This is a genomic window from Bacillus yapensis (genome assembly GCF_005280205.1).
GTDB classification, from domain to species: domain Bacteria; phylum Bacillota; class Bacilli; order Bacillales; family Cytobacillaceae; genus Robertmurraya; species Robertmurraya yapensis.
In genome coordinates this window covers 47,713-69,283 of record NZ_SUND01000010.1, presented here as the reverse complement: position 1 = coordinate 69,283, position 21,571 = coordinate 47,713, and the positions used below count along the sequence as shown (strand labels likewise).

25 protein-coding genes are annotated in these 21,571 nt (G+C 37.0%); 1 reads left to right on the top strand and 24 read right to left on the bottom strand.

The window, feature by feature from the left end; all coding sequences use genetic code 11:
• Positions 1-192: 192 nt before the first annotated feature.
• The 15 genes from ndk to FAR12_RS13040 all read right to left on the bottom strand — a co-directional run bounded on the left by ndk (position 193) and on the right by FAR12_RS13040 (position 13,083).
• The gene (gene ndk, locus FAR12_RS13110; protein ID WP_126409109.1) at positions 193-639 is read right to left on the bottom strand and encodes a nucleoside-diphosphate kinase; all 447 of its coding nucleotides are present in this window, start codon (positions 637-639) and stop codon (positions 193-195) included.
• A gap of 111 nt (positions 640-750) precedes the next feature.
• Positions 751-1,713, bottom strand: coding sequence for a heptaprenyl diphosphate synthase component II (hepT, locus tag FAR12_RS13105; RefSeq protein WP_126409108.1), 963 nt, complete (start codon positions 1,711-1,713; stop codon positions 751-753).
• Between the two features lie 320 nt (positions 1,714-2,033).
• Complete coding sequence (menG, locus tag FAR12_RS13100) at positions 2,034-2,738, bottom strand: demethylmenaquinone methyltransferase (RefSeq protein ID WP_126409107.1); 705 nt, start codon at positions 2,736-2,738, stop codon at positions 2,034-2,036.
• Between the two features lie 2 nt (positions 2,739-2,740).
• The gene (locus tag FAR12_RS13095; RefSeq protein WP_126409106.1) at positions 2,741-3,562 is read right to left on the bottom strand and encodes a heptaprenyl diphosphate synthase component 1; all 822 of its coding nucleotides are present in this window, start codon (positions 3,560-3,562) and stop codon (positions 2,741-2,743) included.
• 230 nt (positions 3,563-3,792) lie between these two features.
• On the bottom strand, positions 3,793-4,023 hold the full coding sequence (gene mtrB, locus FAR12_RS13090; RefSeq protein WP_126409105.1) for a trp RNA-binding attenuation protein MtrB: 231 nt from the start codon (positions 4,021-4,023) through the stop codon (positions 3,793-3,795).
• Between the two features lie 103 nt (positions 4,024-4,126).
• Positions 4,127-4,693, bottom strand: a complete 567-nt coding sequence (gene folE, locus FAR12_RS13085; RefSeq protein WP_126409104.1) for a GTP cyclohydrolase I FolE — start codon at positions 4,691-4,693, stop codon at positions 4,127-4,129.
• Between the two features lie 243 nt (positions 4,694-4,936).
• The gene (locus FAR12_RS13080; protein WP_126409103.1) at positions 4,937-5,209 is read right to left on the bottom strand and encodes an HU family DNA-binding protein; all 273 of its coding nucleotides are present in this window, start codon (positions 5,207-5,209) and stop codon (positions 4,937-4,939) included.
• Positions 5,210-5,830: 621 nt separating this feature from the next.
• The gene (gene spoIVA, locus FAR12_RS13075; RefSeq protein ID WP_126409102.1) at positions 5,831-7,309 is read right to left on the bottom strand and encodes a stage IV sporulation protein A; all 1,479 of its coding nucleotides are present in this window, start codon (positions 7,307-7,309) and stop codon (positions 5,831-5,833) included.
• A gap of 311 nt (positions 7,310-7,620) precedes the next feature.
• On the bottom strand, positions 7,621-8,334 hold the full coding sequence (locus FAR12_RS13070; protein ID WP_126409101.1) for a hypothetical protein: 714 nt from the start codon (positions 8,332-8,334) through the stop codon (positions 7,621-7,623).
• 33 nt (positions 8,335-8,367) lie between these two features.
• Entirely contained in the window at positions 8,368-8,568 is a 201-nt protein-coding gene (locus FAR12_RS13065) for a DUF2768 domain-containing protein (RefSeq protein WP_126409100.1), read from the bottom strand.
• Between the two features lie 275 nt (positions 8,569-8,843).
• On the bottom strand, positions 8,844-9,887 hold the full coding sequence (locus FAR12_RS13060) for an NAD(P)H-dependent glycerol-3-phosphate dehydrogenase (RefSeq protein WP_126409099.1): 1,044 nt from the start codon (positions 9,885-9,887) through the stop codon (positions 8,844-8,846).
• A gap of 28 nt (positions 9,888-9,915) precedes the next feature.
• Positions 9,916-11,226, bottom strand: a complete 1,311-nt coding sequence (gene der / locus FAR12_RS13055) for a ribosome biogenesis GTPase Der (protein WP_126409202.1) — start codon at positions 11,224-11,226, stop codon at positions 9,916-9,918.
• 176 nt (positions 11,227-11,402) lie between these two features.
• Positions 11,403-11,588, bottom strand: a complete 186-nt coding sequence (locus FAR12_RS13050) for a capping complex subunit for YIEGIA (RefSeq protein WP_126409098.1) — start codon at positions 11,586-11,588, stop codon at positions 11,403-11,405.
• Positions 11,589-11,593: 5 nt separating this feature from the next.
• A complete protein-coding gene (locus FAR12_RS13045; protein WP_126409097.1) occupies positions 11,594-12,481 on the bottom strand; it encodes a YIEGIA family protein in 888 nt (295 codons plus the stop codon).
• A complete protein-coding gene (locus FAR12_RS13040; RefSeq protein ID WP_126409096.1) occupies positions 12,478-13,083 on the bottom strand; it encodes a YphA family membrane protein in 606 nt (201 codons plus the stop codon). Before FAR12_RS13040 ends, FAR12_RS13045 begins: the two co-directional genes overlap by 4 nt.
• A gap of 108 nt (positions 13,084-13,191) precedes the next feature.
• Between FAR12_RS13040 and FAR12_RS13035 the strand changes: the two genes are divergently transcribed.
• Positions 13,192-13,329 carry a YpzI family protein gene (locus FAR12_RS13035; RefSeq protein WP_126409095.1) on the top strand — a complete coding sequence of 46 codons (138 nt, stop codon included), beginning with the start codon at positions 13,192-13,194 and terminating at the stop codon, positions 13,327-13,329.
• Between the two features lie 41 nt (positions 13,330-13,370).
• Here the strand turns inward: FAR12_RS13035 and fni are convergent, their stop codons facing one another.
• The 9 genes from fni to prsW all read right to left on the bottom strand — a co-directional run bounded on the left by fni (position 13,371) and on the right by prsW (position 21,499).
• Positions 13,371-14,420, bottom strand: a complete 1,050-nt coding sequence (fni, locus tag FAR12_RS13030) for a type 2 isopentenyl-diphosphate Delta-isomerase (RefSeq protein ID WP_126409094.1) — start codon at positions 14,418-14,420, stop codon at positions 13,371-13,373.
• 16 nt (positions 14,421-14,436) lie between these two features.
• Positions 14,437-15,570, bottom strand: coding sequence for a 30S ribosomal protein S1 (rpsA, locus tag FAR12_RS13025; protein ID WP_126409093.1), 1,134 nt, complete (start codon positions 15,568-15,570; stop codon positions 14,437-14,439).
• Between the two features lie 136 nt (positions 15,571-15,706).
• Positions 15,707-16,294 (bottom strand): lysophospholipid acyltransferase family protein, encoded by a 588-nt coding sequence (locus tag FAR12_RS13020; RefSeq protein WP_126409092.1) that lies wholly within the window; start codon positions 16,292-16,294, stop codon positions 15,707-15,709.
• Between the two features lies 1 nt (position 16,295).
• On the bottom strand, positions 16,296-16,967 hold the full coding sequence (gene cmk / locus FAR12_RS13015; RefSeq protein WP_126409091.1) for a (d)CMP kinase: 672 nt from the start codon (positions 16,965-16,967) through the stop codon (positions 16,296-16,298).
• 305 nt (positions 16,968-17,272) lie between these two features.
• The gene (locus tag FAR12_RS13010) at positions 17,273-17,455 is read right to left on the bottom strand and encodes a YpfB family protein (protein ID WP_126409090.1); all 183 of its coding nucleotides are present in this window, start codon (positions 17,453-17,455) and stop codon (positions 17,273-17,275) included.
• Positions 17,456-17,514: 59 nt separating this feature from the next.
• Positions 17,515-18,177 (bottom strand): flagellar brake protein, encoded by a 663-nt coding sequence (locus tag FAR12_RS13005; RefSeq protein ID WP_126409089.1) that lies wholly within the window; start codon positions 18,175-18,177, stop codon positions 17,515-17,517.
• Between the two features lie 148 nt (positions 18,178-18,325).
• Positions 18,326-19,675 (bottom strand): germination protein YpeB, encoded by a 1,350-nt coding sequence (gene ypeB / locus FAR12_RS13000; protein ID WP_126409088.1) that lies wholly within the window; start codon positions 19,673-19,675, stop codon positions 18,326-18,328.
• Positions 19,676-19,690: 15 nt separating this feature from the next.
• Complete coding sequence (gene sleB / locus FAR12_RS12995) at positions 19,691-20,626, bottom strand: spore cortex-lytic enzyme (protein WP_126409087.1); 936 nt, start codon at positions 20,624-20,626, stop codon at positions 19,691-19,693.
• A gap of 192 nt (positions 20,627-20,818) precedes the next feature.
• Entirely contained in the window at positions 20,819-21,499 is a 681-nt protein-coding gene (prsW, locus tag FAR12_RS12990; protein ID WP_126409086.1) for a glutamic-type intramembrane protease PrsW, read from the bottom strand.
• Positions 21,500-21,571: the final 72 nt, after the last annotated feature.

Genomic DNA, 21,571 nt, shown 5'->3' with positions numbered 1-21,571 from the left:
TTCTCCCTATGCATTACGTTCCCTAAGATTAAAATCACATACCCATAAGTATAGCAAAAATAACAAAAATTGGAGTACAACTCATGAAAAATTTTATGTTCTAATTAAAAAAGCGCTTGCATTTTAATACAAGCGCTTACTTTTATAGTATTAATAAATTTCGCACAATTTTATTTGCACGTATATTTTAAATTAATAAACCCACTCAGTAATTAGTTTTGAATAAGATACTAGTTCTTCTTCTTTAAAAAATAACCCAATTTCTCTTTCTGCACTTTCAGGTGAATCTGAACCATGAATAATGTTCTTTCCAACAGTAGCAGCAAAATCCCCACGAACTGTTCCAGGAGCAGCTTCTTTCGGATTCGTCTTACCCATCATTCCACGAGCCGTAGCAATAACATCTTCACCTTCCCATACCATTGCAAATACTGGACCGGAAGTAATGAAATCTACTAATTCTCCAAAGAAAGGGCGTTCTTTGTGCTCCCCATAATGCTGCTCGGCTAATTCTTGCGGAATGCTCATTAGTTTAGCTCCAACTAACTGAAATCCCTTCTTTTCAAAGCGGGAAACGATTTCACCAATTAAACTACGTTGTACGCCATCTGGTTTTACCATTAAAAATGTCTTTTCCATGAACTCCACTCCTAAAATTCTATGTATGTTAGGACTTCATATTATTGCCAGTCCACGAAAATATTATCATTATTTTCGCAATTTAGCAACAAACTTTAGGAGTGGTGATGCTTAAAACTTCCTTTTTCCGATATATAGCGCAATGTCTTGCAGGGTTCTCTTTGCACGATTATTCGGTAAATCTTCTAAAACCTTCAGCGCTTTGTCTAAATAACGATTACTTATTTCAACAGATCTTTCAATTGCATTCGACTGTTTGATTAAAGAAATGATGGAATTGATTTCAGCTTGGCTCATAGCCTCGTGAACTTTTACAATCTCTGAGCGAAGTTTCTCATCTTCCATCGCGAACAATACCGGTAAAGTGATATTTCCCTGAAATAAATCGCCTCCAGCAGGCTTCCCCAACTCTTTCTCAGTACCAGTAAAATCTAAAATATCATCGGTGATCTGAAAGCTCATGCCAACAAAATATCCAAAACGATAAAGTTTACGATGGAGACTTTCGTCGACTCCAGCTGCAACTGCACCTAATTGACAGCTTGCTGCGATTAACAATGCTGTCTTTCTCTTGATTCGCAATAAATAATCTCTTAAATTCTGTTCAAATCGATACTTATCTTTAATTTGTTCAATTTCACCAATAGATAACTCAACGATGGTATTTGCTAAAATTTTATGTGCAATTGGGTTTTCAATTTTCGTCATTAATTCCAATGCTTTAGCAAAAATGTAATCTCCTGAATACATGGCAAAGCGGTTATCCCATTTGTTCTTGATCGTCGGTCTTCCACGACGCAAGTCGGCATCATCGATGACATCATCGTGAACCAAAGATGCCATATGAATTAACTCCAGGGCAACTGCAACTTCTTTAATTACATGAATGTCATAATTCCCGAATTTCCCAGCAAGCAAAACAAAAACAGGGCGGATTCTTTTTCCACCTGCTTGGAGTAAATGCAAGGAGGCTTCTTGTAGCAACGGTGATTCACCATGTACAGTGTCCTCTAACGCTTTTTCAATTATGTTGATATCTGAGTTCAAAAATGAATACATCATTTTTAATTTCATATTTACTTCACCAGCTCTACCATCTAATAAATTGTTTCTTTCTATTTTTCAAAAGCCAGTCCAACTAAAAATGAATACATCATTTTTAATTTCATATTTACTTCACCAGCTTTGCCTTGACTATTAATTTGTTCTCTCTTTTTTTGGAAGCTAGTTGAATTAAAAATGAACACATCATTTTTAATTTCATATTTACTTCACCAGCTTTGCCTTGACTAATAATAATTATAAAGCTCAATCCTTATAATTATATCAATAATTTCCCTTATCTAATTAAAAACTTAAGTCAAATTTTTGACTTAAGTTTTTTAAGAGCACATTTATTCCTTGTGGCCGATATGAACAGCTGCAGCACCGCCACTGTATGGTTTAAAAGTTACCTTCTTAAATCCAGCAGTTTCAAACATTTTTGCTAACTCTTTCATCCCTGGAAAATCTCTTGCTGATTCATGAAGCCACGCATATTCATTGTAGCTCTTCGCAAAAAGCTTTCCAAACAATGGCATAATAAAGCGAAAGTAAAAAAAGAATAGCTGGCGATACCCAAACATCGTTGGTTGTGAAGTTTCTAAACATACTCCAATCCCGCCTGGTTTAAGTACACGATTCATCTCTTTTAATACTTGAAGATAATCTGGTACATTTCTTAAACCAAATCCGATTGTCACATAATCAAACGTATTATCTTCAAACGGAAGCTCCATTGCGTTACCATGAATGAGCTCCACCTGATTAAGATTTAAATTCTTAACCTTTTCCTCACCGACCTTTAGCATGTTCTTACTAAAGTCTAAACCAACCACTTCACCAGTTGGCCCAATTTTCTCAGCGAGTGTGATAGTCCAATCAGCTGTTCCACAGCAAACATCTAACGCTTTTTTTCCAGCTTGAACATTCATACGTTTCATTGTATCATCGCGCCATTTTTTATGTAGTTGAAAGCTAATAACCGAATTCATTTTATCATAGTTTTCTGAGATTTTTTCAAAAACCCCATGTACACGTTGTTCTTTGGACTGGCTCATTTTCATCCTTCTTCCACAAGCGATTTAGCACCTAGCTGATGTTGATGTAAAATATCCTCAATCTTTTCCTCAACAGCATCATTAAGAATTGAAAGGTTTCTTTTTGCCTTAATTAACATCTCTTTTGAAAAATTTATATATTTATCGCAGATGAGAATTAAATATTTCTTTTGTTCAAGTGACAATTCACGAAGAGAATGTTCATGTTTTGGAAAAACAAGCTTTTTCAAGGCTTCGAATACGACTGAACGATTAGATTGAGTAAATAACTCTTTTTCTAAAATCAAACGTTTAATAAACATGTAATTAGCTATTAAATCATTCCACTCTGGAGCCTGTAAATGAGTAATTAATTTTTGATAAAGAGAAGATTCGATTTTTCTTACACTCTCCATCAAATTTTCAATCCCGTTTACTTCCTGCTGATAGACAATTATCTTCTGATCATTGATTATTTCGATGCCCTCAGCTAGTAAGCGAATGACCTCAATATCGTCTTGCTCTGCAAGAATTTTGTAGTACAAACCACTATAATAAATTCCTGCTAACACAGTTAGTTGACGATGCTTTTGATTTGTTTCTCCCGTCATATCATTCGTTACCTTTTCATGCGTATCAAGTGCAATTTGCAAAAGTAGCGTCGGAACCACATAATGCTCAATCTCGGATAAGGACATTCCCTTTTCATCCAAAAAGGAAACTAGTAGAAGAAGTTTATCATCGTCAATTATGGGTGCTTCGATATTTTGGGATAAGAAGGGATGACTAATCCTTCTTTTAATTTTCTCCCTAACATACTCGCATTTTTTTTGAAGGTCCTGCATGTAATCACCCTTGTATTCCCAAGTTTATATTGAAGGCTATTAATCTAAATACGATTGACATTCACGATAAAAGCGTCAATTAACAAACGTTTAAACTAAAACAGATTTTATCGTAACAGAAGAATATTCTGTATTATTTCATTCATGTAAATGCAATGACAATTATATCATAAATGAATTTAATATTGCTCTGTTTGTAAAAATATAGACTATTCTGTATGCTTTTGGTTCTACTTTTTCGGCTCACTTTCGATTTCACCGTGAGAAGTCAAAATTTTCGCGTTCCCTCTTACCTTTATCGCAGATGTATGTTCTGTAAACTGGGCAATCATTACTTCGCCTTTATCCAATTTTTCCGAGTGATGAAATCTTGTATCGGTTCCACGAGTAAGGCCGATTACATTCACACCATCTTCAATAGCTTTAATAACAACAAAATCTCCAGTAGGTTTGTTCTCCATTCGATCACCTTTCAACTCTCCAATATTTAAACAATCACTATTATTCTCCATAGAGGAGAAGTGTCGACTATTCTTTAAGACTTAGTCGACACAGTAACCTTCTCTATTGCTTGATAAGTGATAAAATCTCTGCGCGAGCATTGCTATCATCAGCAAACGTTCCTCTTACAGCTGTGGTAATCGTTTTTGCGCCTGGCTTTTTCACCCCGCGCATCGTCATACACATATGCTCTGCCTCAACGACGATCATGACACCATGTGGCTCAAGCTTTTCCATGATGGCATCTGCAACCGTTGATGTAATTCTTTCCTGAAGCTGTGGTCTTTTTGCGACTGCTTCCACTGCACGAGCTAACTTACTTAATCCAGTAACTCTTCCATTACGCGGAATATAGGCTACATGCGCTTTTCCGTAAAAAGGAACAAGATGGTGTTCGCACATGGAGTAGAACGGAATATCCTTAACTAATACAAGCTCTTCATGGTCTTCACTAAAAATAGTTTCAAAGTACTCACGAGGGTCCTGATTTAGCCCTTGAAAAACTTCTTCATACATTTTTGCAACCCTTTTAGGTGTATCTAATACACCTTCACGATTTGGGTCGTCTCCTACTGCTTCTAATATTAAACGTACCGCCTCTTCAATTTGGGCACGATTTACCTTTGTCATGATGGATCCTCCTCAGCCTAAACAAGCTAACACTAGTTTTATGTACTTAAATGTATAACAATACCATATTAGCATAACTATTTTAGTTCAAGCAAAACAGAAGAATTAATTTATAATAGTAAGACTAGTCATGACGATTATTTCCCGATTCAAACACTCCTATTTTTTACAAAAATAAAAAAGGCACGCATGTATAAATGCGCGCCTTTTTTATCAAGATAAGCTTAAAGTACTTTTATGTAATTATTTTACTGCGTCTTTAAGCGCCTTACCTGGTTTGAAAGCAGGTACCTTGCTAGCAGAAATTTCAATTTCTTCGCCAGTTTGAGGGTTACGACCTTTACGAGCTGCACGCTCACGTACCTCAAAGTTTCCGAAACCGATTAATTGTACTTTATCACCATCTTTTAAAGCATTTAAGATGGAATCAAATACTGCATCAACTGCTTTAGTAGCGTCCTTTTTAGAAAGTTCGCTTGCTTCTGCAACTGCATTAACTAGTTCTGTCTTGTTCATGCCTTTCACCTCCTCCCAAAAAATTCAATCCATTAAGTTGAAAATTGCATTCTTATCATCATTTGTAAACAAAATTACTGATTTCTATACGTTGCGACTTGTTTTTATCCCTATTTCAACAAATTCTGCTGTAATGGGAATTATATGACAACAAACGAAAACTATCAACCAATGTGATGAATTCACTAATGACGGGTAGTATACCCATGCCATATAATAAATGATAAAAATTAAGATTTCAACATTTTTTCTTTTAAAACCCTTTATTTTCAAGGATTCTAGTCGCTTTCATCAGTAATTCTGTTAAAAGATTATCATAATCAATTACTCTTATCAAGAAGATTTAGCGAAATTATGGTAATCTTTTCTTATTTGATATGATTTTGTCATATTTTGTCGAGGATTAAGCCATAAAAATGATACTTTTAGACTATTCTTAGGCAAAAGCATCCAAACACGAAAAAAACCAATAAAATCAAGTGTTAGCTCCTCCTAATACCTTCCATATGTCTTCTTTACTTATTCTATCAAATTCACTTTTTCTACCAAATAAAGTAAAAAAATAACATAATAATTCCTAAAAAAAGAAAAAAGACTCCGAAACAGAGTCTTTCACGGCATCTATAAGATAATGGCGATTAGGCCGCCTGATCCTTCGTTTATAATTCTCTCTAAAGTTTCTTTTAATTTGTAGCGAGCATTTTCAGGCATTAACGATAGCTTAGCTTGAATCCCTTCTCGCACGATGGAGCTTAAGCTTCGGCCAAAAATATCAGAATTCCAAATAGATAGTGGGTCATCCTCAAAATCTTGCATTAAATATCGGACCAATTCTTCACTTTGCTTTTCTGTTCCGATAATTGGGGCAAACTCTGATTCTACATCGACCTTAATCATGTGGATAGACGGTGCAACCGCCTTTAATCTGACGCCAAATCTTGCCCCTTGGCGAATAATTTCCGGCTCATCTAAGCTCATATCTGAAAGTGAAGGAGCTGCAATTCCATAGCCTGTTTGCTTTACCATTTTAAGAGCATCAGAGATGACATCATACTCCTGTTTAGCATGGGCAAAGTCTTGCATTAATTCTAGCAAATGGTCACGTCCACGAATCTCGACGCCGACAATTTCTTTTAGAATATCGTCATAAAGCTCATCTGGAGCAAACAAGTCAATTTCCGCTACCCCTTGACCCATCTCAATCCCAGCTAAACCAGCTCTCTCGATAAATTCGTAGTCACTGAACAATTGAACAACCCTGTCAACATCACGAAGTCTCTTAATATCCTTCACCGTTTCCTTAACAGCTTCCTGATAGCTCTCTCTTAGCCAATGGTCTTCTTTTAGAACCATTACCCAGCTAGGAAGGTTAACATTCACTTCTAGAACTGGGAATTCGTATAAAGCTTCTCGCATTACGCTAAGTACATCAGACTCGCGCATGCCTTCGATACTCATAGCCAGTACAGGGATATCATATTTCACCATCAATTCGCCGCGAAGAGCATCTGTATTTGGATGGTGAGGCTGCACACTGTTGATGACCATAATGAATGGCTTACCTACTTCTTTTAATTCAGCAATGACTCTTTCCTCAGCTTCAATATAGTCTGCTCTTGGGATTTCACCGATAGTTCCATCCGTTGTAATGACAACACCAATTGTAGAATGCTCTTGAATGACCTTACGCGTGCCAATTTCCGCAGCTTCATGAAAAGGAATCGGTTCCTCATACCATGGTGTATTAATCATTCTAGGACCATTCTCGTCTTCGTACCCCTTTGCACCTGGAACCGTATAGCCTACACAATCAACTAAACGAATATTGACATCTAGTCCTTCACTTACATGAATTGATGCTGCTTGATTTGGTACGAATTTCGGTTCTGTAGTCATGATTGTTCTTCCCGCTGCACTTTGAGGCAGTTCATCTTGGGTACGGGCTCTCTCAGCCTCGTTATCCATATTCGGAAGAACGACAAGTTCCATGAATTTTTTAATGAACGTGGACTTCCCAGTTCGAACTGCTCCAACTACTCCAAGATATATATCGCCGCCTGTTCTTTCGGCAATATCCTTAAAAATATCTACCTTTTCCAAGTGATCCCCTCCTGAAATCATGAGTTAGTGGGATAATATTTATCCGATTTTTAGTGCTATATATAGACAATATATATTTATGACGTTGTCCTACAACTGTATGACAGTTTTCTTAAATTTTTGCCCTCCTTATTTCATAAACTTGTTCTCTGCTAGTCTTTTCGATTCACTAAAGTTACGTTTACTTCCATTTATCCAGTCTCTTTTTCCGTCTGAAAAATTCATAAAAATATAAAATAAAAACCCTTCTCCTACAATATATTCCTGTAAGAAAAGGGTTATGACTATTTATCATATACCTGAATAAGGTTCTATTTTTCGTCATACACGATCTCATTTGTTTCTGGATCAAGTGTATATGGCAAGGAGTATGCTGGAACAAACATTGAATCTTGATGAAGAATTTTACGAAGATCCTCACCAGGTTCCATTTTTTCTCCTGATTTTTGCATAATTTGATATAGATCCTTCCGATAATCAACGTAAATCTCAGCGTTTCCCGTAATAACGAACGGTAGTTCTTGATTTGTAAAAGGACTTATCACAACAGGCTCTTCCTTATAGCCAAGCTTTTCAAAGTCTAAAGAATAGACATTTTCAGCTAATCGTTCTTTATATGGAGGATATTTCTCCATTTTGATCCTTAAATTTAGGTCACGAATCGTTTCGGCAATTCTTAAATCAAAAATTTTAACTGTTGGATTCGTCTCCACATCAATCAAGACGTATTGAAATATCCCACCAGATTCAAACGAATTTCCCGGAGGCTCCGCCATATATGTTGGTGCTATTTGCTTGAAATCTATCAAGTACTTTTGGTAAATCGGAGTGTCCTGTTCTTTCGTTTTAATTGGAAGGATTCCACCCTTATCCTTTTGAAATTGATCAACAGCTGATTGAACAGATTCTATTTGATCTTGATAAGGAGTTTGATTTTGGGCTAATCTGTCTTGCGGATATGCACAGCCTGTTAAAATAGCGGAAGCAATGACCCAAGTTAATAAAATTCGAACTCTTTTATTCATATGTATCAATCCTTCTATTCTATGTATTTAGCATTACGACGTTGGACCACTCATGACCACAAAAAGAATAATAATTCCGCTTAAAATCAACAAGATATACGCAATCAATGCTGTGATAAATTTCAATACACCAGTATTTATTTTATAACGACTAAGATAAATCAAAAGTATGGAAATAACCATGAATCCCATAGCAGAAATAGAAATCCACATTTTTAGCATGGATGGTGACATACACTCAACTCCTTTTTCAAAAATATTATAACAAAATACGCTTGCTGTATGGGTTTTCATATTCCAGCGCCACAAAAAAAAGACTAAAGTAAAGTAGGGGGCTGCTCTTTACCTTAGTCTGAAATGACTAAATACACCATACACCCTGTTCATTTCACCAGTTTGCTTCGCTCCCATTGTATGCATTTCTATTTGAAATCGCATCCTCGAAAGCCTATATTTTAGAAATTATAAGGACCTTTCCCCAATTAAATAGCTAAAAAAAGCAACCAAGCTTATTGTTCACTAGAAAGAACGTTGGCCAAATCCTCCATTTCGTGTGTCTTCACACGAGACATTAAGGCATCTACCTCATCTTTAGGATTTGCGTGTTGAAAAAGCACATTATGTAGCGCAGTTGTGATTGGCATTTTTACCTGATATTTCTCTGCAAGCTGATAGGCAGCCTTCGTTGTTCTAACACCTTCCACGACCATGCCCATGTTTTCTAACACTTCTTCAAGCTTTTGGCCTTTCCCTAAAAGATTTCCCGCTCTCCAGTTTCTTGAATGAACGCTTGTACAAGTTACAATTAAATCACCGATTCCAGTTAATCCCGAGAAAGTTAACGGACTCGCACCCATTTTCGTACCTAGACGAGCAATCTCAGCCAATCCTCTTGTGATTAGCGCCGCTTTTGCGTTATCCCCGTAGCCAAGTCCATCTGTAATACCAGCCGCTAGTGCAATAATATTTTTTAAAGCTCCACCAATTTCTACCCCGATAATATCAGGATTTGTGTACACACGAAAATAGGAATTGATGAATAAATCTTGTACTTTTTCAGCGGCTTCAATATTTTTTGAAGATACTGTAACAGTAGTGATATGACGCAAGCTGACCTCTTCAGCATGACTAGGTCCAGAAAGGACTACTACATCTTGAAGTAAATGCTCAGGCATCTCATCTTCGATCATCTCAGATATTCGTAATAACGTATCCGGTTCAATCCCTTTACTTACATGAACAATCGTGAGAGGTTCCTTATGGACTTCAGCCATATCATTTAGAACCTCACGGATTGCCTTAGTTGGTACAGCTAAAATGCAGGTTTCAACCTCATTCAGCGCGTCCTGTAAAGAGCTGTATCCAATGATATTATTCGGCAGTTCAACACCAGGTAAGTATTTTTCATTTGTATGAAGCCGATTTATTTCCTCTATTTGATTAGGATTATGTCCCCATAGCCTCACATCATGTCCATTATCAGCTAATACAAGAGCCAATGCTGTACCCCAGCTTCCTGCACCGACGACTGTGATTTTTTCTTTTCTTTCCATAAAATCACTTCCTTAAACAAATTCTCTATTATTTACGTTCACGAGCAAAGATTTTGATCGGTGTTCCTTCGAAACCAAAAGCGTCTCGAATTCGATTTTCTAAAAATCTTTGATAAGAGAAATGCATTAATTCTGGATCGTTTACGAAAACAACAAAAGTTGGAGGCGAAACCGCTACCTGAGTTGTATAGTAAATTTTTAGACGTTTACCATTATCGGTTGGTGTTGGATTCATCGCAACAGCGTCCATAATTACATCATTCAGCACACTTGTTTCCACTCTTCGCGCATGATTTTCACTAGCCATATCAATCATTGGAATTAATGTATGGATTCGTTTTTTTGTAAGAGCAGATAAAAAGACAATTGGTGCATAATCTAGGAATAAGAAATGCTCACGAATATTTTGTTCAAATGCCTTCATCGTTTTTTCATCTTTTTCGACTGCATCCCATTTATTCACAACAATTACTACTGCACGTCCTGCTTCATGAGCATATCCAGCAATTTTCTTGTCCTGCTCGATAATTCCTTCTTCTCCATCAAGAACAACTAAAACAACATCTGAACGTTCAATTGCCCTTAAAGCACGTAAAACGCTGTATTTTTCTGTACTTTCATAGACCTTACCTTTTTTACGCATACCCGCTGTATCAATAATGACATACTTCTGCCCATTGACTGTAACCATCGAGTCAATCGCATCTCTCGTTGTACCAGCTATATTACTTACGATTACGCGTTCTTCTCCAAGTATAGCATTTACTAAAGAGGATTTACCTACATTTGGACGACCAATAAGTGAAAACTTTATGGTATCTGGGTCGTAGTTCTCCCCTTGATCCGTTGGAAAATGCTTTGCGGCTTCATCTAACAAATCCCCTAAGCCTAGACCATGTGCGCCTGAAATAGGGAACGGTTCACCAAAACCGAGGGAATAAAAATCATAGATTTGATCCCGCATCTCTGGGTTATCCACTTTATTTACAGCTAAGACAACTGGCTTCTTCGCCTTATATAAAATTTTCGCAACCTCTTCGTCAGCAGCTGTTACTCCTTCTCTTCCATTTGTTAAGAAAATAATAACATCGGCTTCATCAATCGCGATTTGTGCTTGCGCACGAATTTGTTCTAAAAATGGTTCATCTCCAATATCAATACCACCAGTATCAATGATATTAAAATCATGCGTGAGCCATTCTGCTGCACTATATATTCGATCTCTTGTTACTCCTGGAATGTCTTCTACTATGGAAATTCTATCTCCTACAATTCGGTTAAAAATCGTTGATTTTCCAACGTTTGGACGTCCAACGATGGCTACTACAGGTTTCACCATGAACATCACCCTTTCCTTCTACTTTATCGAAATTTAATCATTAGATTACAATGTCAAATTTGCTTCCTGTTAGTAAATAAACCCTTCCATCTTAGAAGGGTCTAACCTAATTATATTAACAAAGTGATTTCTTCCTCGCAATGAAAAGATTGGATTGATTGGTGAAGACTGTAATCTCAATGCTTTACGATGATATAAATCTCATCTGATAAAGCGTGGGCAATTCCGTCTAGAATAGCTTCTAGGTTTGTTGTTATCGCATCCATCTCTTCCTTACTATCACAGTGAAAAACAGTTGAAGCGACGGGAGCCTTTTTCGGATTCGTTGTAATAACAGCAAGAATAAATTTTTGCAGATCCATATCTGTTATCTCCCCTCCTCTTTTCGTTTTCTTTTTGTAGGGAGGCGCACTGCATTTTCAAGTATAGGTACCTTGCCAATAATTTCGATTGCCCTTTTCTCATCTCGTTCCTGTGGTAAAACAAACACTCCCACTCTACCATCATCCAAATCTCTCTTGGCAAGCGGAACTAATGCCGGAGTCCCAGAATCCCTATATATGCCTAAGGCCGTTGAAACGTCATGAAGGATGGCCTGACGTTGACCAAGATTAGCAATCGTCGATCGCGAATCGAAACTTTTTGGTTTTAAAATAAAGCCCATCCCATAACTTAAGATTTCTTTTTTCCGTTCCGGTAAACCGATATTCATGATATAAATATTATCCACATACAATCCTGCACCTTCAAATCGTGGTTCTACATATTCAACATCGACAATATCCGTTAATTTTCCTCCAGCCATCAAGGCTTTTGAAATAAAAAAAGCGATCGCACCAACAATAATTCCTCCCCAAATATTCGATAACAAGTAAGCGAGCGTTGTCAAAAGAGAGGTAAAAATAACTAAATAATTCCGACTTTCAAAAGCGATCGCGATTCCTTCAATGTATGTTCTTCCTCTTGGGACTAACTCAGATGAATCCATTTCCGATAAGGTATTCCGTTCCATGTTTCTCACTTCTCTAAATTGGGAAGCAGCAATCGTTAAAAATGTGACCGCTGTAAAATCTTCTTCCATTATCGAAGGGACAGCAAGTGTTCCGAGTCCTGCCGCAATAAAACCTAGTGCAATATGAATAATTTTCCCATGTAAGTATGTTGGATACTGGCGATAATCTGTTCTCAGCATATATATTCTCGTTAATGTACCAATGATAATTCCAAGCAAAATTGGGTAAGTATACTCTGTCATGACTGTTTTTGTTTCTCCCTTTCAAATTGTTTGAAGTGACTTTCAAAGTAGATGGAGAGCTTTTTAAATCCACTAGCAATCAGCAGTAGAGCAATAGATATCGAGACAACATCAAGAAATGCATAGTCCCCAACAGAATGCGGAAATGTAAATTTTCGTAATATGAAGGAGTACAAAATATCCCCTAGAATAGCTCCTGATACTAAAGACAGTACCCGCACTTCCACTTTATTGTGAAGCAAAATCGAAAGATAAGTCATTAGAAGCGAAAGCATAATCGTTCGATCAAAAATTAGCCATACTGGATCAAACAGTTCAAACAGCTGAAATACAGTATAAGAAAGCATCAAAATAAAGGAGGTAATGAGCATGTAACTCCCTCTTTTAAAGCTTTGGCGGGCTATCCAAACAAAAAAGGTAATAAGTAAAAATAGGCTATTATAAGAAATTTCAATTTCCCAGAATGTAAAAGAAAATGTAGACAACGTAAGCGCCAACAAAATCCCAATCGATATTTTCAATCTAAGTTGATTTTTTTCCATAAAAAAAGTTGCCATGATCCAGAACATCCAAAATAGCCAATAAAAGAAAAAGCCTTCCATTTCGCTACCTCCTATCATTTCCATTATGGCTCATGGATATGTACTTTAACCTTCGGATGAATAAAGTTTTCTTGTTTATATATGATAATCATAGGAGGTGCAATTCACATGGGAAGGGACCGTCAAGAACAGAAGTTAAAAAAGAATAAGCAGGTTGAATCAGATCGAGACCAAGCACTTCACTATCCGGGTGCAACAAAAATGTCTAGCCCTGAAGAAGCTAGAAAATTAAATGATGGGAAATGAAAAAAACTCTCATGGAATTTGAATCCATGAGAGTTTTTCGATTATCTTTGACTAAATTTTTTTGTATCAATTCCTCTTTCGTTTAACCAATGATGAGTCTTCCCTGAAATAATAACGGGTATCTTTTGTAACTCCGGAAGCGATTTTGCCCCAAGAGCGGTCATCATAAGCTTTAACTCATCTTTCATTTCTTGAATCTCCTCAATAAGAGATTCAACACCATCATCAACCAACGTCTTGAGGACCTTTCCTGCTAAGCCTGTTGCACAGGCACCAAGAGCTATCGCCTTTATCGTATCAAGGCTATGTTGAACTCCACCAGAGCCGACAATTGAAAGATCCGGAAAAGCTTCTTTTGCTTCAATAATCGAAACCGCTGTCGGGATTCCCCAGTCATTAAAAAACGACAGAAGCTTTTTCCTTCTTGCGTTTTCAATTTTGGCAAAATTAGTGCCGCCAAAACCTCCAACATCTACCGCTTGAACACCAATCGAATGTAGCTTCCGCACTGTTTCCATACTCATGCCGAAACCCACCTCTTTTACGATCACCGGCATTTCCAAGCTCTTTACGATTGCTTCTATCCGTACAAGGGCATCTACAAAGCTCCGATCACCCTCTGGCATCGTCAGCTCCTGAATTGTATTAAGATGGATTTGCAGCGCATTTGCTTCAAGCATATCGGTAGCAGCTTTTGCCTGGTCAACAGTAGCTTCACTTCCTAAATTTGCAAAAACTATTCCCTCTTTGTTTTCATCTCGGACAATTTTATAAGTTCTTATTTCAGACGAATCCTTTAAGGCAGACATTTGAGAACCTAGTGCAATGGGAACATTCGCTTCTTGTGCAACGATTGCTAGTTTTCGGTTAATTTGATATGTTGCTTCTCCTCCGCCACCCGTCATCGCATTTATAAAAATTGGCGAACTTAAATCAAGTTCGCCAATTTTTGTACTTAATTGAATCTGTTCTACGGAACAATCGGGTAAGCTTTGGTGAACAAAAGTGATATCATCAAAACCGGTCAGTCTACTCTGTCCTGTTTTTAGAGCATATTGAAGATGCTCTGCTTTCCGTTTTGCTCTTGTCACTATTATCACCTAACAATTATTTAAGGTTCTTTAGCTGGTCTCCAATCATTTCTCCAAGTTGGAAACCCTTTGCCTCTTCAGGTAGCTCATAATCAAGAACTTCTGGCTCTTTTTCTTCAAGCTCCTTAATACTTAGTGAAAGTCTTTGTTCTGCTTCATTCACATCAAGAACTTTTACTTTAATATCTTGGCCTTCTTTTAATACTTCATGCGGAGTGCCGATATGCTTATGAGAAATTTGAGAAATATGAACCAAGCCTTCTACTCCTGGGAATACTTCAACAAATGCACCATAGGAGACAAGTCTCTTTACTACTCCATCAAGCACTGCACCCTTAGGAGCCTTTTCAGCAAGATTCGCCCATGGTCCAGGGAGAGTTTCCTTGATTGATAATGAAATTCTCTCATTATCTCGGTCTACATTTAGCACCTTCACTTTGACTACTTGACCTTCTTGAACAACATCCGATGGTTTTTGAACATGTTCATGTGACAGTTGAGATATATGCACTAATCCATCGATACCGCCAATATCCACAAATGCACCAAAGTCTGTGAGTCTTTGAACTGTACCTTCTAGTACTTGATTCGGTTGAAGAGAATCTAATACAGCTGATTTTTGTTTTCCTTTCTCTTCTTCTACAACGACACGATGAGAAAGAATCAATCTATTCTTATCTTGATCTAATTCAACGATTTTAAAAGTTAAAGTTTTCCCTTTATAATCCGAGAAATCCTCAACAAAATGGGCTTCAACCAGGGAGGCAGGAACAAATCCTCTTACACCTAGATCTACCACTAAACCGCCTTTAACGACATCTTTAACTTCTGCTTCAATAACAGCCCCACTCTCAAACTGCTGCTGAAGGTCACTCCAAGCTTTTTTCGCATCTGCTTTTCTTTTTGAAAGAATAAGAGCTTCTTCTTCAATCTTTAAAACTTCTAAAACAATTTCTTGGCCTTCTTCAACAACATCGCTTGCTTTTTCTACATGAAGGCTTGAAAGCTCACTAATTGGAATAATTCCGTCGAGCTTGCTGTCACGAATATCAACAATAACCTGTTTTTCCTCAACCTTGGTTACTGTTGCTGTGACTTGATCACCAATTTTAAATTTTTTTACCTCTACTTGATTCATCTCTTCCGACATATGTACTCCTCCTTAATCCAATCGCTACTCCCTTATCGTTAACGCATATATGATTTAGAAAATATAGGTCAGTACCGAAGATGATTCTTTTTATAACTTCTTATAAAACTACACTTTTGTCAAGAAAGTTGAATTATCAGTTTTTCTTATATCGCTCGATTAACTTACGAATTTCTTGCATAATAGCCTCTGTCGTTTCCTCAGCAGATGCTTTATTTTCACGAAGTGTTTTCATATCAATTGGTTTTCCATAAACGACCTTTAAACGCGAAAAAGCTTTGTAGGGCCCAATAATCGCACACGGAACGACATCTGCATCGGTTCTTAAGGCAAAAAATCCTGCTCCAGCTAATCCTTTGCCTAATTCTCCAGTTTTGCTACGTGTTCCTTCAGGAAAAAGGCCTAAAACCTTTCCTTCCTTTAACACTTTTAAGCCTGTACGTAATGCTTCACGGTCACTCATTCCACGCTTTACAGGAAAGGCATTTACATGAGGAAGAATTTTTCCTAAAACCGGAACGTTAAATAGCTCTTCCTTCGCCATAAAAGAAATAGGTCTCGGTGCCATAATCCCCACGACAGGAGGATCAAAATTATGAATATGATTTGCACATAAAAGAACCCCTCCTTCTTTAGGGATATTTTCTCTCCCGATTGCTTCAATTCGGTAAAATGGTTTTAAAATTCCATATACGATCGATCTTGCAAATCCATAAAACGACATCTTATTCGATCCTTTCCCTTGCTAAGCCCATAATAAGCTCAACAACCTCTTCTATTGATTTTGAGGTGGTGTCAATCTCCACCGCGTCATCTGCTTTTTTCAGAGGGGCTACTTCTCGCTCAGAATCGAGCTTATCACGCGCAGCTATTTCTTCTTTCAGCTTTTCTAAATCTGAAGGGAAGCCCTTTTCCAGATTCTCCGTATGTCTTCTTTGTGCTCTTTCATCAACACTCGCAAGTAGAAAAACTTTTACTTCTGCATGTGGAATGACATGGGTCCCGATGTCTCGCCCATCCATAACTACGCCACCTTGCAATGCAAATTGTTGCTGTCTTCTTACCATTTCTTCTCGTACAAGCTTATGCTTGGCAACATAAGAGACATTATTAGTTACTTCAGAATTTCTAATGTCTGAAGTTACTTCATGACCATTTACACGGACAATTTGTCCATTTTCTGTTGCTTCGAGTGTGATCTCAGTCATATCAAGCAATTCCATTAGTTGTTCTTCATTTTGAAGGTCAATTCCATTTTTTATTGCTTGAAAAGTTAAACTTCTGTACATTGCACCTGTATCTACATATATGTAATTTAGATTTTTCGCCACAATTTTTGCAACTGTACTTTTTCCTGCAGCAGCAGGTCCATCTATAGCTATTGAAATTTTCTTCATATGTCCTCCTAGTTGTTCAAAAAAGATTGCTGTCATATGCTCTGTTAAGTAAGATACGCCAAATCTCTCCATTATTTTCATAATCTATTTTACCATATGTCCTCTTATTCCTCTTATAAAAATAATAGTCTTTTTTTATTTTTTCATTGCATATCACAATTTATGATTTTAAATTATTAAACACCAAAGAAGGAGTCTATTTGAAAAAGTTGATTTCCACTTCAAGCCACTCGCTTTCCGTATAAATAGAAAACAAAAAAATAGCTGTGACCAAAAGTCGTTTCTAGACGGCCTTTGATCCAGCTTCACTTGTTCCCATTAAAAGCTTCTAACAGCTCGGAGAAGTTATTTTCAGTTACTCCTTCGTATTGAGTTATCTCTTTTAACTCAGGGAATACATTCCATTTATGTAATACAATTTGTGCTAAAACTAAGAAAAGCAATTGAATAATGATGAGTTTAATCATAATTCTTTCAATTGTTTTCATGTTCTCTCCACCTATCTCCAATGAATGCTTAATAGCATTATAGGAGATAAGTAGATAACTTATTCATCTCTTACCCCTTTTCTTCTCATCGCCAACTGGCGATCGAAGCAGAATCGAAGTAAAACTTGACGCTCGAGTGCTTCTACATTAAGAAATTCAAGAGACGTCTTAAATCTATTTGGATCGAGAGGAATATTCCTCACAACTTTTGCTTCGAACTTAAAATAATGAAAATCTCCGTTTTGCATCGGTAGCACGAACCACGAATCAATAAGTGTTCCTGCTTCTAGCTTCTGTTGCTTCGATACGATAATGGCTGCACCACCCGCACTTATGTCATCTGTTACAGTGACAAACGGTTGAAATTCAGAATTAGTTGAATGTACGGCCACATCTACAGCTGTTTCAACACGAACATATTGACGACGTTGGATTTTAATGAGTTGATCATCGCCTGGATATGTTAACTTAATCATCGGAATCTTTTGTTTCACTCGTCCAACAACTTCTGAATCAAACAAATAAACGGTACCATCACGCATAATAAAAGAACACTTTAACTGCGTTCCATCTAAAAAGAAGGCTGTCCGTTTCGTTTCCATATTAATTGGATAATCAATATATAATTGTTGTCCGTTTCTTTCTACTAGTTTACATTTGTATTTTTCAACTCTATCACTGTACTGTAATTCAAGGGTTAACGGGTCTCCGATTTTCATCATCATAATCACACTTTCTGTTTACCAAATATGATCGACTTATTATTGTTCATTATGACATGATAAGCCCACCATGCGCAAGAGCAGAAAAGTTATTCTTGATAAAAATGGATGAAAGGGAAAAAAAAGGAAAAGCGAGTGCTTTTCCTTTTTAAACGACATCTTCAAAAATCGGTTCTGCATTTTGGAGCTTTTCAATTTTTTCTTCAACCTTAGTCTCAGCATTAATATAAATTCTGTAAGTGTCATCGCCAAGAGTTCCATAAAATTCATGACACAATACTTCTTCATTGAGATCATTTACAATAATCGCTAAGCCTTCATCCATTATTTTAACGTTTGGATTAATTTCTTTCCGAGCTTCGGCAGCAGTAATCGTTGGTTTTGGAATATCTCTCGTATGATGAGACCGCAAATATTCCTCTGCTGAAAATCCAATAATGTTTCCATTATCAAGGGCAACCTTCACAGTAATTGCATCAGGGTAAATTCGAACGCCATCTTCATTCGTTACGAACGTAAATACTCCCATTTTGTCATACTGGCTACTTTCAAATAAATCTAGATTTTCAAAGTCATTATCCTTCAGAAACTTGACGGCTTTATTACTTGCATCATTCAAACTAATTTTCGCATCCTTTACCTCTCTAGAGAGAATAAACCAGATTGGGTAACCACCCTTTTTGGTAATGTCCATATTTGCTTCTTGCTTTGTTTTCTTATCTTGTACAGAAACGCTGAAGAAGCCAACATCTGAACCCTTTCCATTTTCGGTCACTTGAGTATTTGCGTTATTCCCGAATCCACTATATTTAAGCGCGATTTTCTTAGCCTCGTTTTTTGTAATATCTTTTCCTTCTAAATACTTATAGCCATCATCTTGTTTTTTCATATTAACAAAGGTTGGGCCAAAATCCGTTTCTCCATATCCATCAACTGTTTTCTCAACCGTTTTGAAACCATCAATAATCGTGTTATCGTTCGGTTGTTCCTCTGTCGCTAAAGCAAGCTCTACATCCATCCATCGAAGATTGTTATTTAAAACTGTATGTTGAACATTTCTTAATTCCTTCTGGATATCTGCAGATTGACCATATAATTCTTTTAGAGCAGCATACTCTTTATCAGATAACGGCTCTTTTTCTAAATCTCGAATAGCCGTTTGGTAACTAAAATCACCAATTTTCGCTAAAAATTCCTCTGTTTTATTAAATGGAAGTAAGGTTAATGGCAGTTGCCCCACGTCGCTATGTGCCTCTGAAGTAATTTTCCACACCTCTGCAAGTGCTGGAGAAAGAGATGTACGAGAATTCATTGCTAAAGTCGTGCCTATTTTGTCATTCAACAAATCAACTTGATAGGTCAAATCATGAAATGCCCTTTGATAATTGTTTTCAGCATTTATGAGAATGGCGTTCTTCTCTCTATGTTCCTGATACCCCCAAAAGGCTGTGCCCGCTACACCTAAAGCCAACACTCCAATAAGAATTCCTCTAATCAACTGTACCTCACCTCTTTATTTACAGAATATATGTTTCCCAATTTGCTTAATCTGTGGTCTCGTCCATATCCACCCACTCGTAGCCGTATCTGGATTAAAATAATAGATCGCATTTCCAGTAGGATCGTATCCATTTATCGCATCTAGCACTGCTTCCTTCGCCTGTTCATTAGGTGTTAACCATATCTGTCCATCTGCAACTGCTGTAAATGCACGAGGCTCAAAAATTACTCCCGATACTGTATTTGGGAAGCTTGCGCTATCAACGCGATTTAATATAACTGCTGCTACAGCTACCTGACCAATATATGGTTCACCTCGAGACTCCCCATAAACTGCGTTAGCCATTAGCTGAATATCATTTTGTGAAAAACCAGCCGGTACATTTGCTGCTGTTGGTTGCTTCGGCGGATTTGCCGGTGCCTTAGGAGCGGCTTGTTGCTGAGGCTGATTTGCTGGTGCCTTAGGAGCAGCTTGTTGTTGAGCTGGCGCTTTCGCTGCATTTCCACCAGTGGCTCCACCTTTATTCGTAGTACCACCACCGCCCGTTTTATTAGGAGCACTTTGCTTATTTAAATCCATCCCACCGTAATGTGAAAATTTGTTTCCTTTATTGATTTGTTCTTTTACAAATTGTTCGTTATATTTCGATGCTTTCGCTAACTTATTTTTGGTTGTTTGACCCGCTAGGCCGTCGATGGGTAATCCAAACTCATATTGAAAATTTCTTAATGCCCAGTATGTTCTCCAACCAAACACCCCATCAATTTTTCCTGTATAAAAACCTAAATATTGCAGTCTTGACTGTAATTCAATAACATCGTCACCTACTGCTCCATGCTGTATGACCTGATTGGAAAAAGCATCTACCGTTTTCTCGTTCATACTTAATGGAACACAAATTATACAAACTGATAGTATTAGCAAGATTTTTATAAATCTCTTGTTCAAAATGAATGCACCCCCAATTGAATTTGATTCCTAAGATGAACTGTTTGATTTATGCAATGTACTCCATTGAACCTATTTTTTGTATTGAGTGGGTTTTTATTCAAATCTATTTACACATAATTTAATTTCTTTTAAATTGAATGGTTTTTCAACAAACGGTAACTCCGTTAACAATTAAAAAAAGCCTCCATTTTACAATGGAAGGCTTTTGTTTAATTCTCTATTATGTTGAGATGTAAGAATACGAGCATGTTTTACTTTTCGCAAAGCGAGCCACCATAGAAAAATCATGAAAGGCAGCATATAAATTAACCAATTTTCAAAGGAAATAAGAATATAATCATAGACACCGTGAAACAGGAACGGAAATAGTAAAGAAAAAATAATCCACCTTGGTCTGTGACTTTTACTAAACTTCCCTTTACCTAAATAAAAGCCCATGATTACACCAAATAGAGCATGACTGGATACAGGTAATAAAGCACGGCTTAATGCATATTCTAAGCCATTCGCAATTAGATAAAATATATTCTCAACGGTCGCAAATCCTAATGAAACGGCAACTCCGTATACAATACCATCATATGGTTCATCGAATTCTACATGCTGATATACCGTATAAATTAAAATAAACCATTTAAAAAATTCTTCAAGGAAACTGATTGAAAAGAAGGCATGGATCAAATCCGAGTGGACAATATGTTCAACATCGAGAACATACTGAATAAACATAATTGGGAACACAAGGAGAGCGCCAATCATAAAGGCCCTGAACACAACTGAAATCGGTTCAGAATCATATTCATCCTTCAAATAAAAATAACTTAACAGTGCTAATCCCGGGGCAATCGCCGCCGACAATATCCCAAGCATGAAATTTGTCCTCTTTTCAAATCTTTTACATAATCGTATCATGGAATAAAGATAAAGAAAATGTTGAATTAT

What these genes read in the sequence shown, in the direction of transcription:
- FAR12_RS13065 (WP_126409100.1), bottom strand. Translation starts at nt 8,568, where the DNA reads ATGTCACCATCCATGCTAAAAATGTGGATTTCTATTTCTGCTATGGGA.
- ndk (WP_126409109.1), bottom strand. Translation starts at nt 639, where the DNA reads ATGGAAAAGACATTTTTAATGGTAAAACCAGATGGCGTACAACGTAGT.
- FAR12_RS13080 (WP_126409103.1), bottom strand. Translation starts at nt 5,209, where the DNA reads ATGAACAAGACAGAACTAGTTAATGCAGTTGCAGAAGCAAGCGAACTT.
- FAR12_RS13040 (WP_126409096.1), bottom strand. Translation starts at nt 13,083, where the DNA reads ATGGAAGGCTTTTTCTTTTATTGGCTATTTTGGATGTTCTGGATCATG.
- FAR12_RS13045 (WP_126409097.1), bottom strand. Translation starts at nt 12,481, where the DNA reads ATGACAGAGTATACTTACCCAATTTTGCTTGGAATTATCATTGGTACA.
- FAR12_RS13035 (WP_126409095.1), top strand. Translation starts at nt 13,192, where the DNA reads ATGGGAAGGGACCGTCAAGAACAGAAGTTAAAAAAGAATAAGCAGGTT.
- cmk (WP_126409091.1), bottom strand. Translation starts at nt 16,967, where the DNA reads ATGAAGAAAATTTCAATAGCTATAGATGGACCTGCTGCTGCAGGAAAA.
- folE (WP_126409104.1), bottom strand. Translation starts at nt 4,693, where the DNA reads ATGACAAAGGTAAATCGTGCCCAAATTGAAGAGGCGGTACGTTTAATA.
- FAR12_RS13010 (WP_126409090.1), bottom strand. Translation starts at nt 17,455, where the DNA reads ATGAAAACAATTGAAAGAATTATGATTAAACTCATCATTATTCAATTG.
- rpsA (WP_126409093.1), bottom strand. Translation starts at nt 15,570, where the DNA reads ATGTCGGAAGAGATGAATCAAGTAGAGGTAAAAAAATTTAAAATTGGT.
- menG (WP_126409107.1), bottom strand. Translation starts at nt 2,738, where the DNA reads ATGAGCCAGTCCAAAGAACAACGTGTACATGGGGTTTTTGAAAAAATC.
- FAR12_RS13070 (WP_126409101.1), bottom strand. Translation starts at nt 8,334, where the DNA reads ATGAATAAAAGAGTTCGAATTTTATTAACTTGGGTCATTGCTTCCGCT.
- FAR12_RS13005 (WP_126409089.1), bottom strand. Translation starts at nt 18,177, where the DNA reads ATGATGAAAATCGGAGACCCGTTAACCCTTGAATTACAGTACAGTGAT.
- prsW (WP_126409086.1), bottom strand. Translation starts at nt 21,499, where the DNA reads ATGCTTGGGATATTGTCGGCGGCGATTGCCCCGGGATTAGCACTGTTA.
- hepT (WP_126409108.1), bottom strand. Translation starts at nt 1,713, where the DNA reads ATGAAATTAAAAATGATGTATTCATTTTTGAACTCAGATATCAACATA.
- FAR12_RS13020 (WP_126409092.1), bottom strand. Translation starts at nt 16,294, where the DNA reads ATGTCGTTTTATGGATTTGCAAGATCGATCGTATATGGAATTTTAAAA.
- FAR12_RS13095 (WP_126409106.1), bottom strand. Translation starts at nt 3,562, where the DNA reads ATGCAGGACCTTCAAAAAAAATGCGAGTATGTTAGGGAGAAAATTAAA.
- mtrB (WP_126409105.1), bottom strand. Translation starts at nt 4,023, where the DNA reads ATGGAGAACAAACCTACTGGAGATTTTGTTGTTATTAAAGCTATTGAA.
- der (WP_126409202.1), bottom strand. Translation starts at nt 11,226, where the DNA reads ATGGTGAAACCTGTAGTAGCCATCGTTGGACGTCCAAACGTTGGAAAA.
- FAR12_RS13060 (WP_126409099.1), bottom strand. Translation starts at nt 9,887, where the DNA reads ATGGAAAGAAAAGAAAAAATCACAGTCGTCGGTGCAGGAAGCTGGGGT.
- FAR12_RS13050 (WP_126409098.1), bottom strand. Translation starts at nt 11,588, where the DNA reads ATGGATCTGCAAAAATTTATTCTTGCTGTTATTACAACGAATCCGAAA.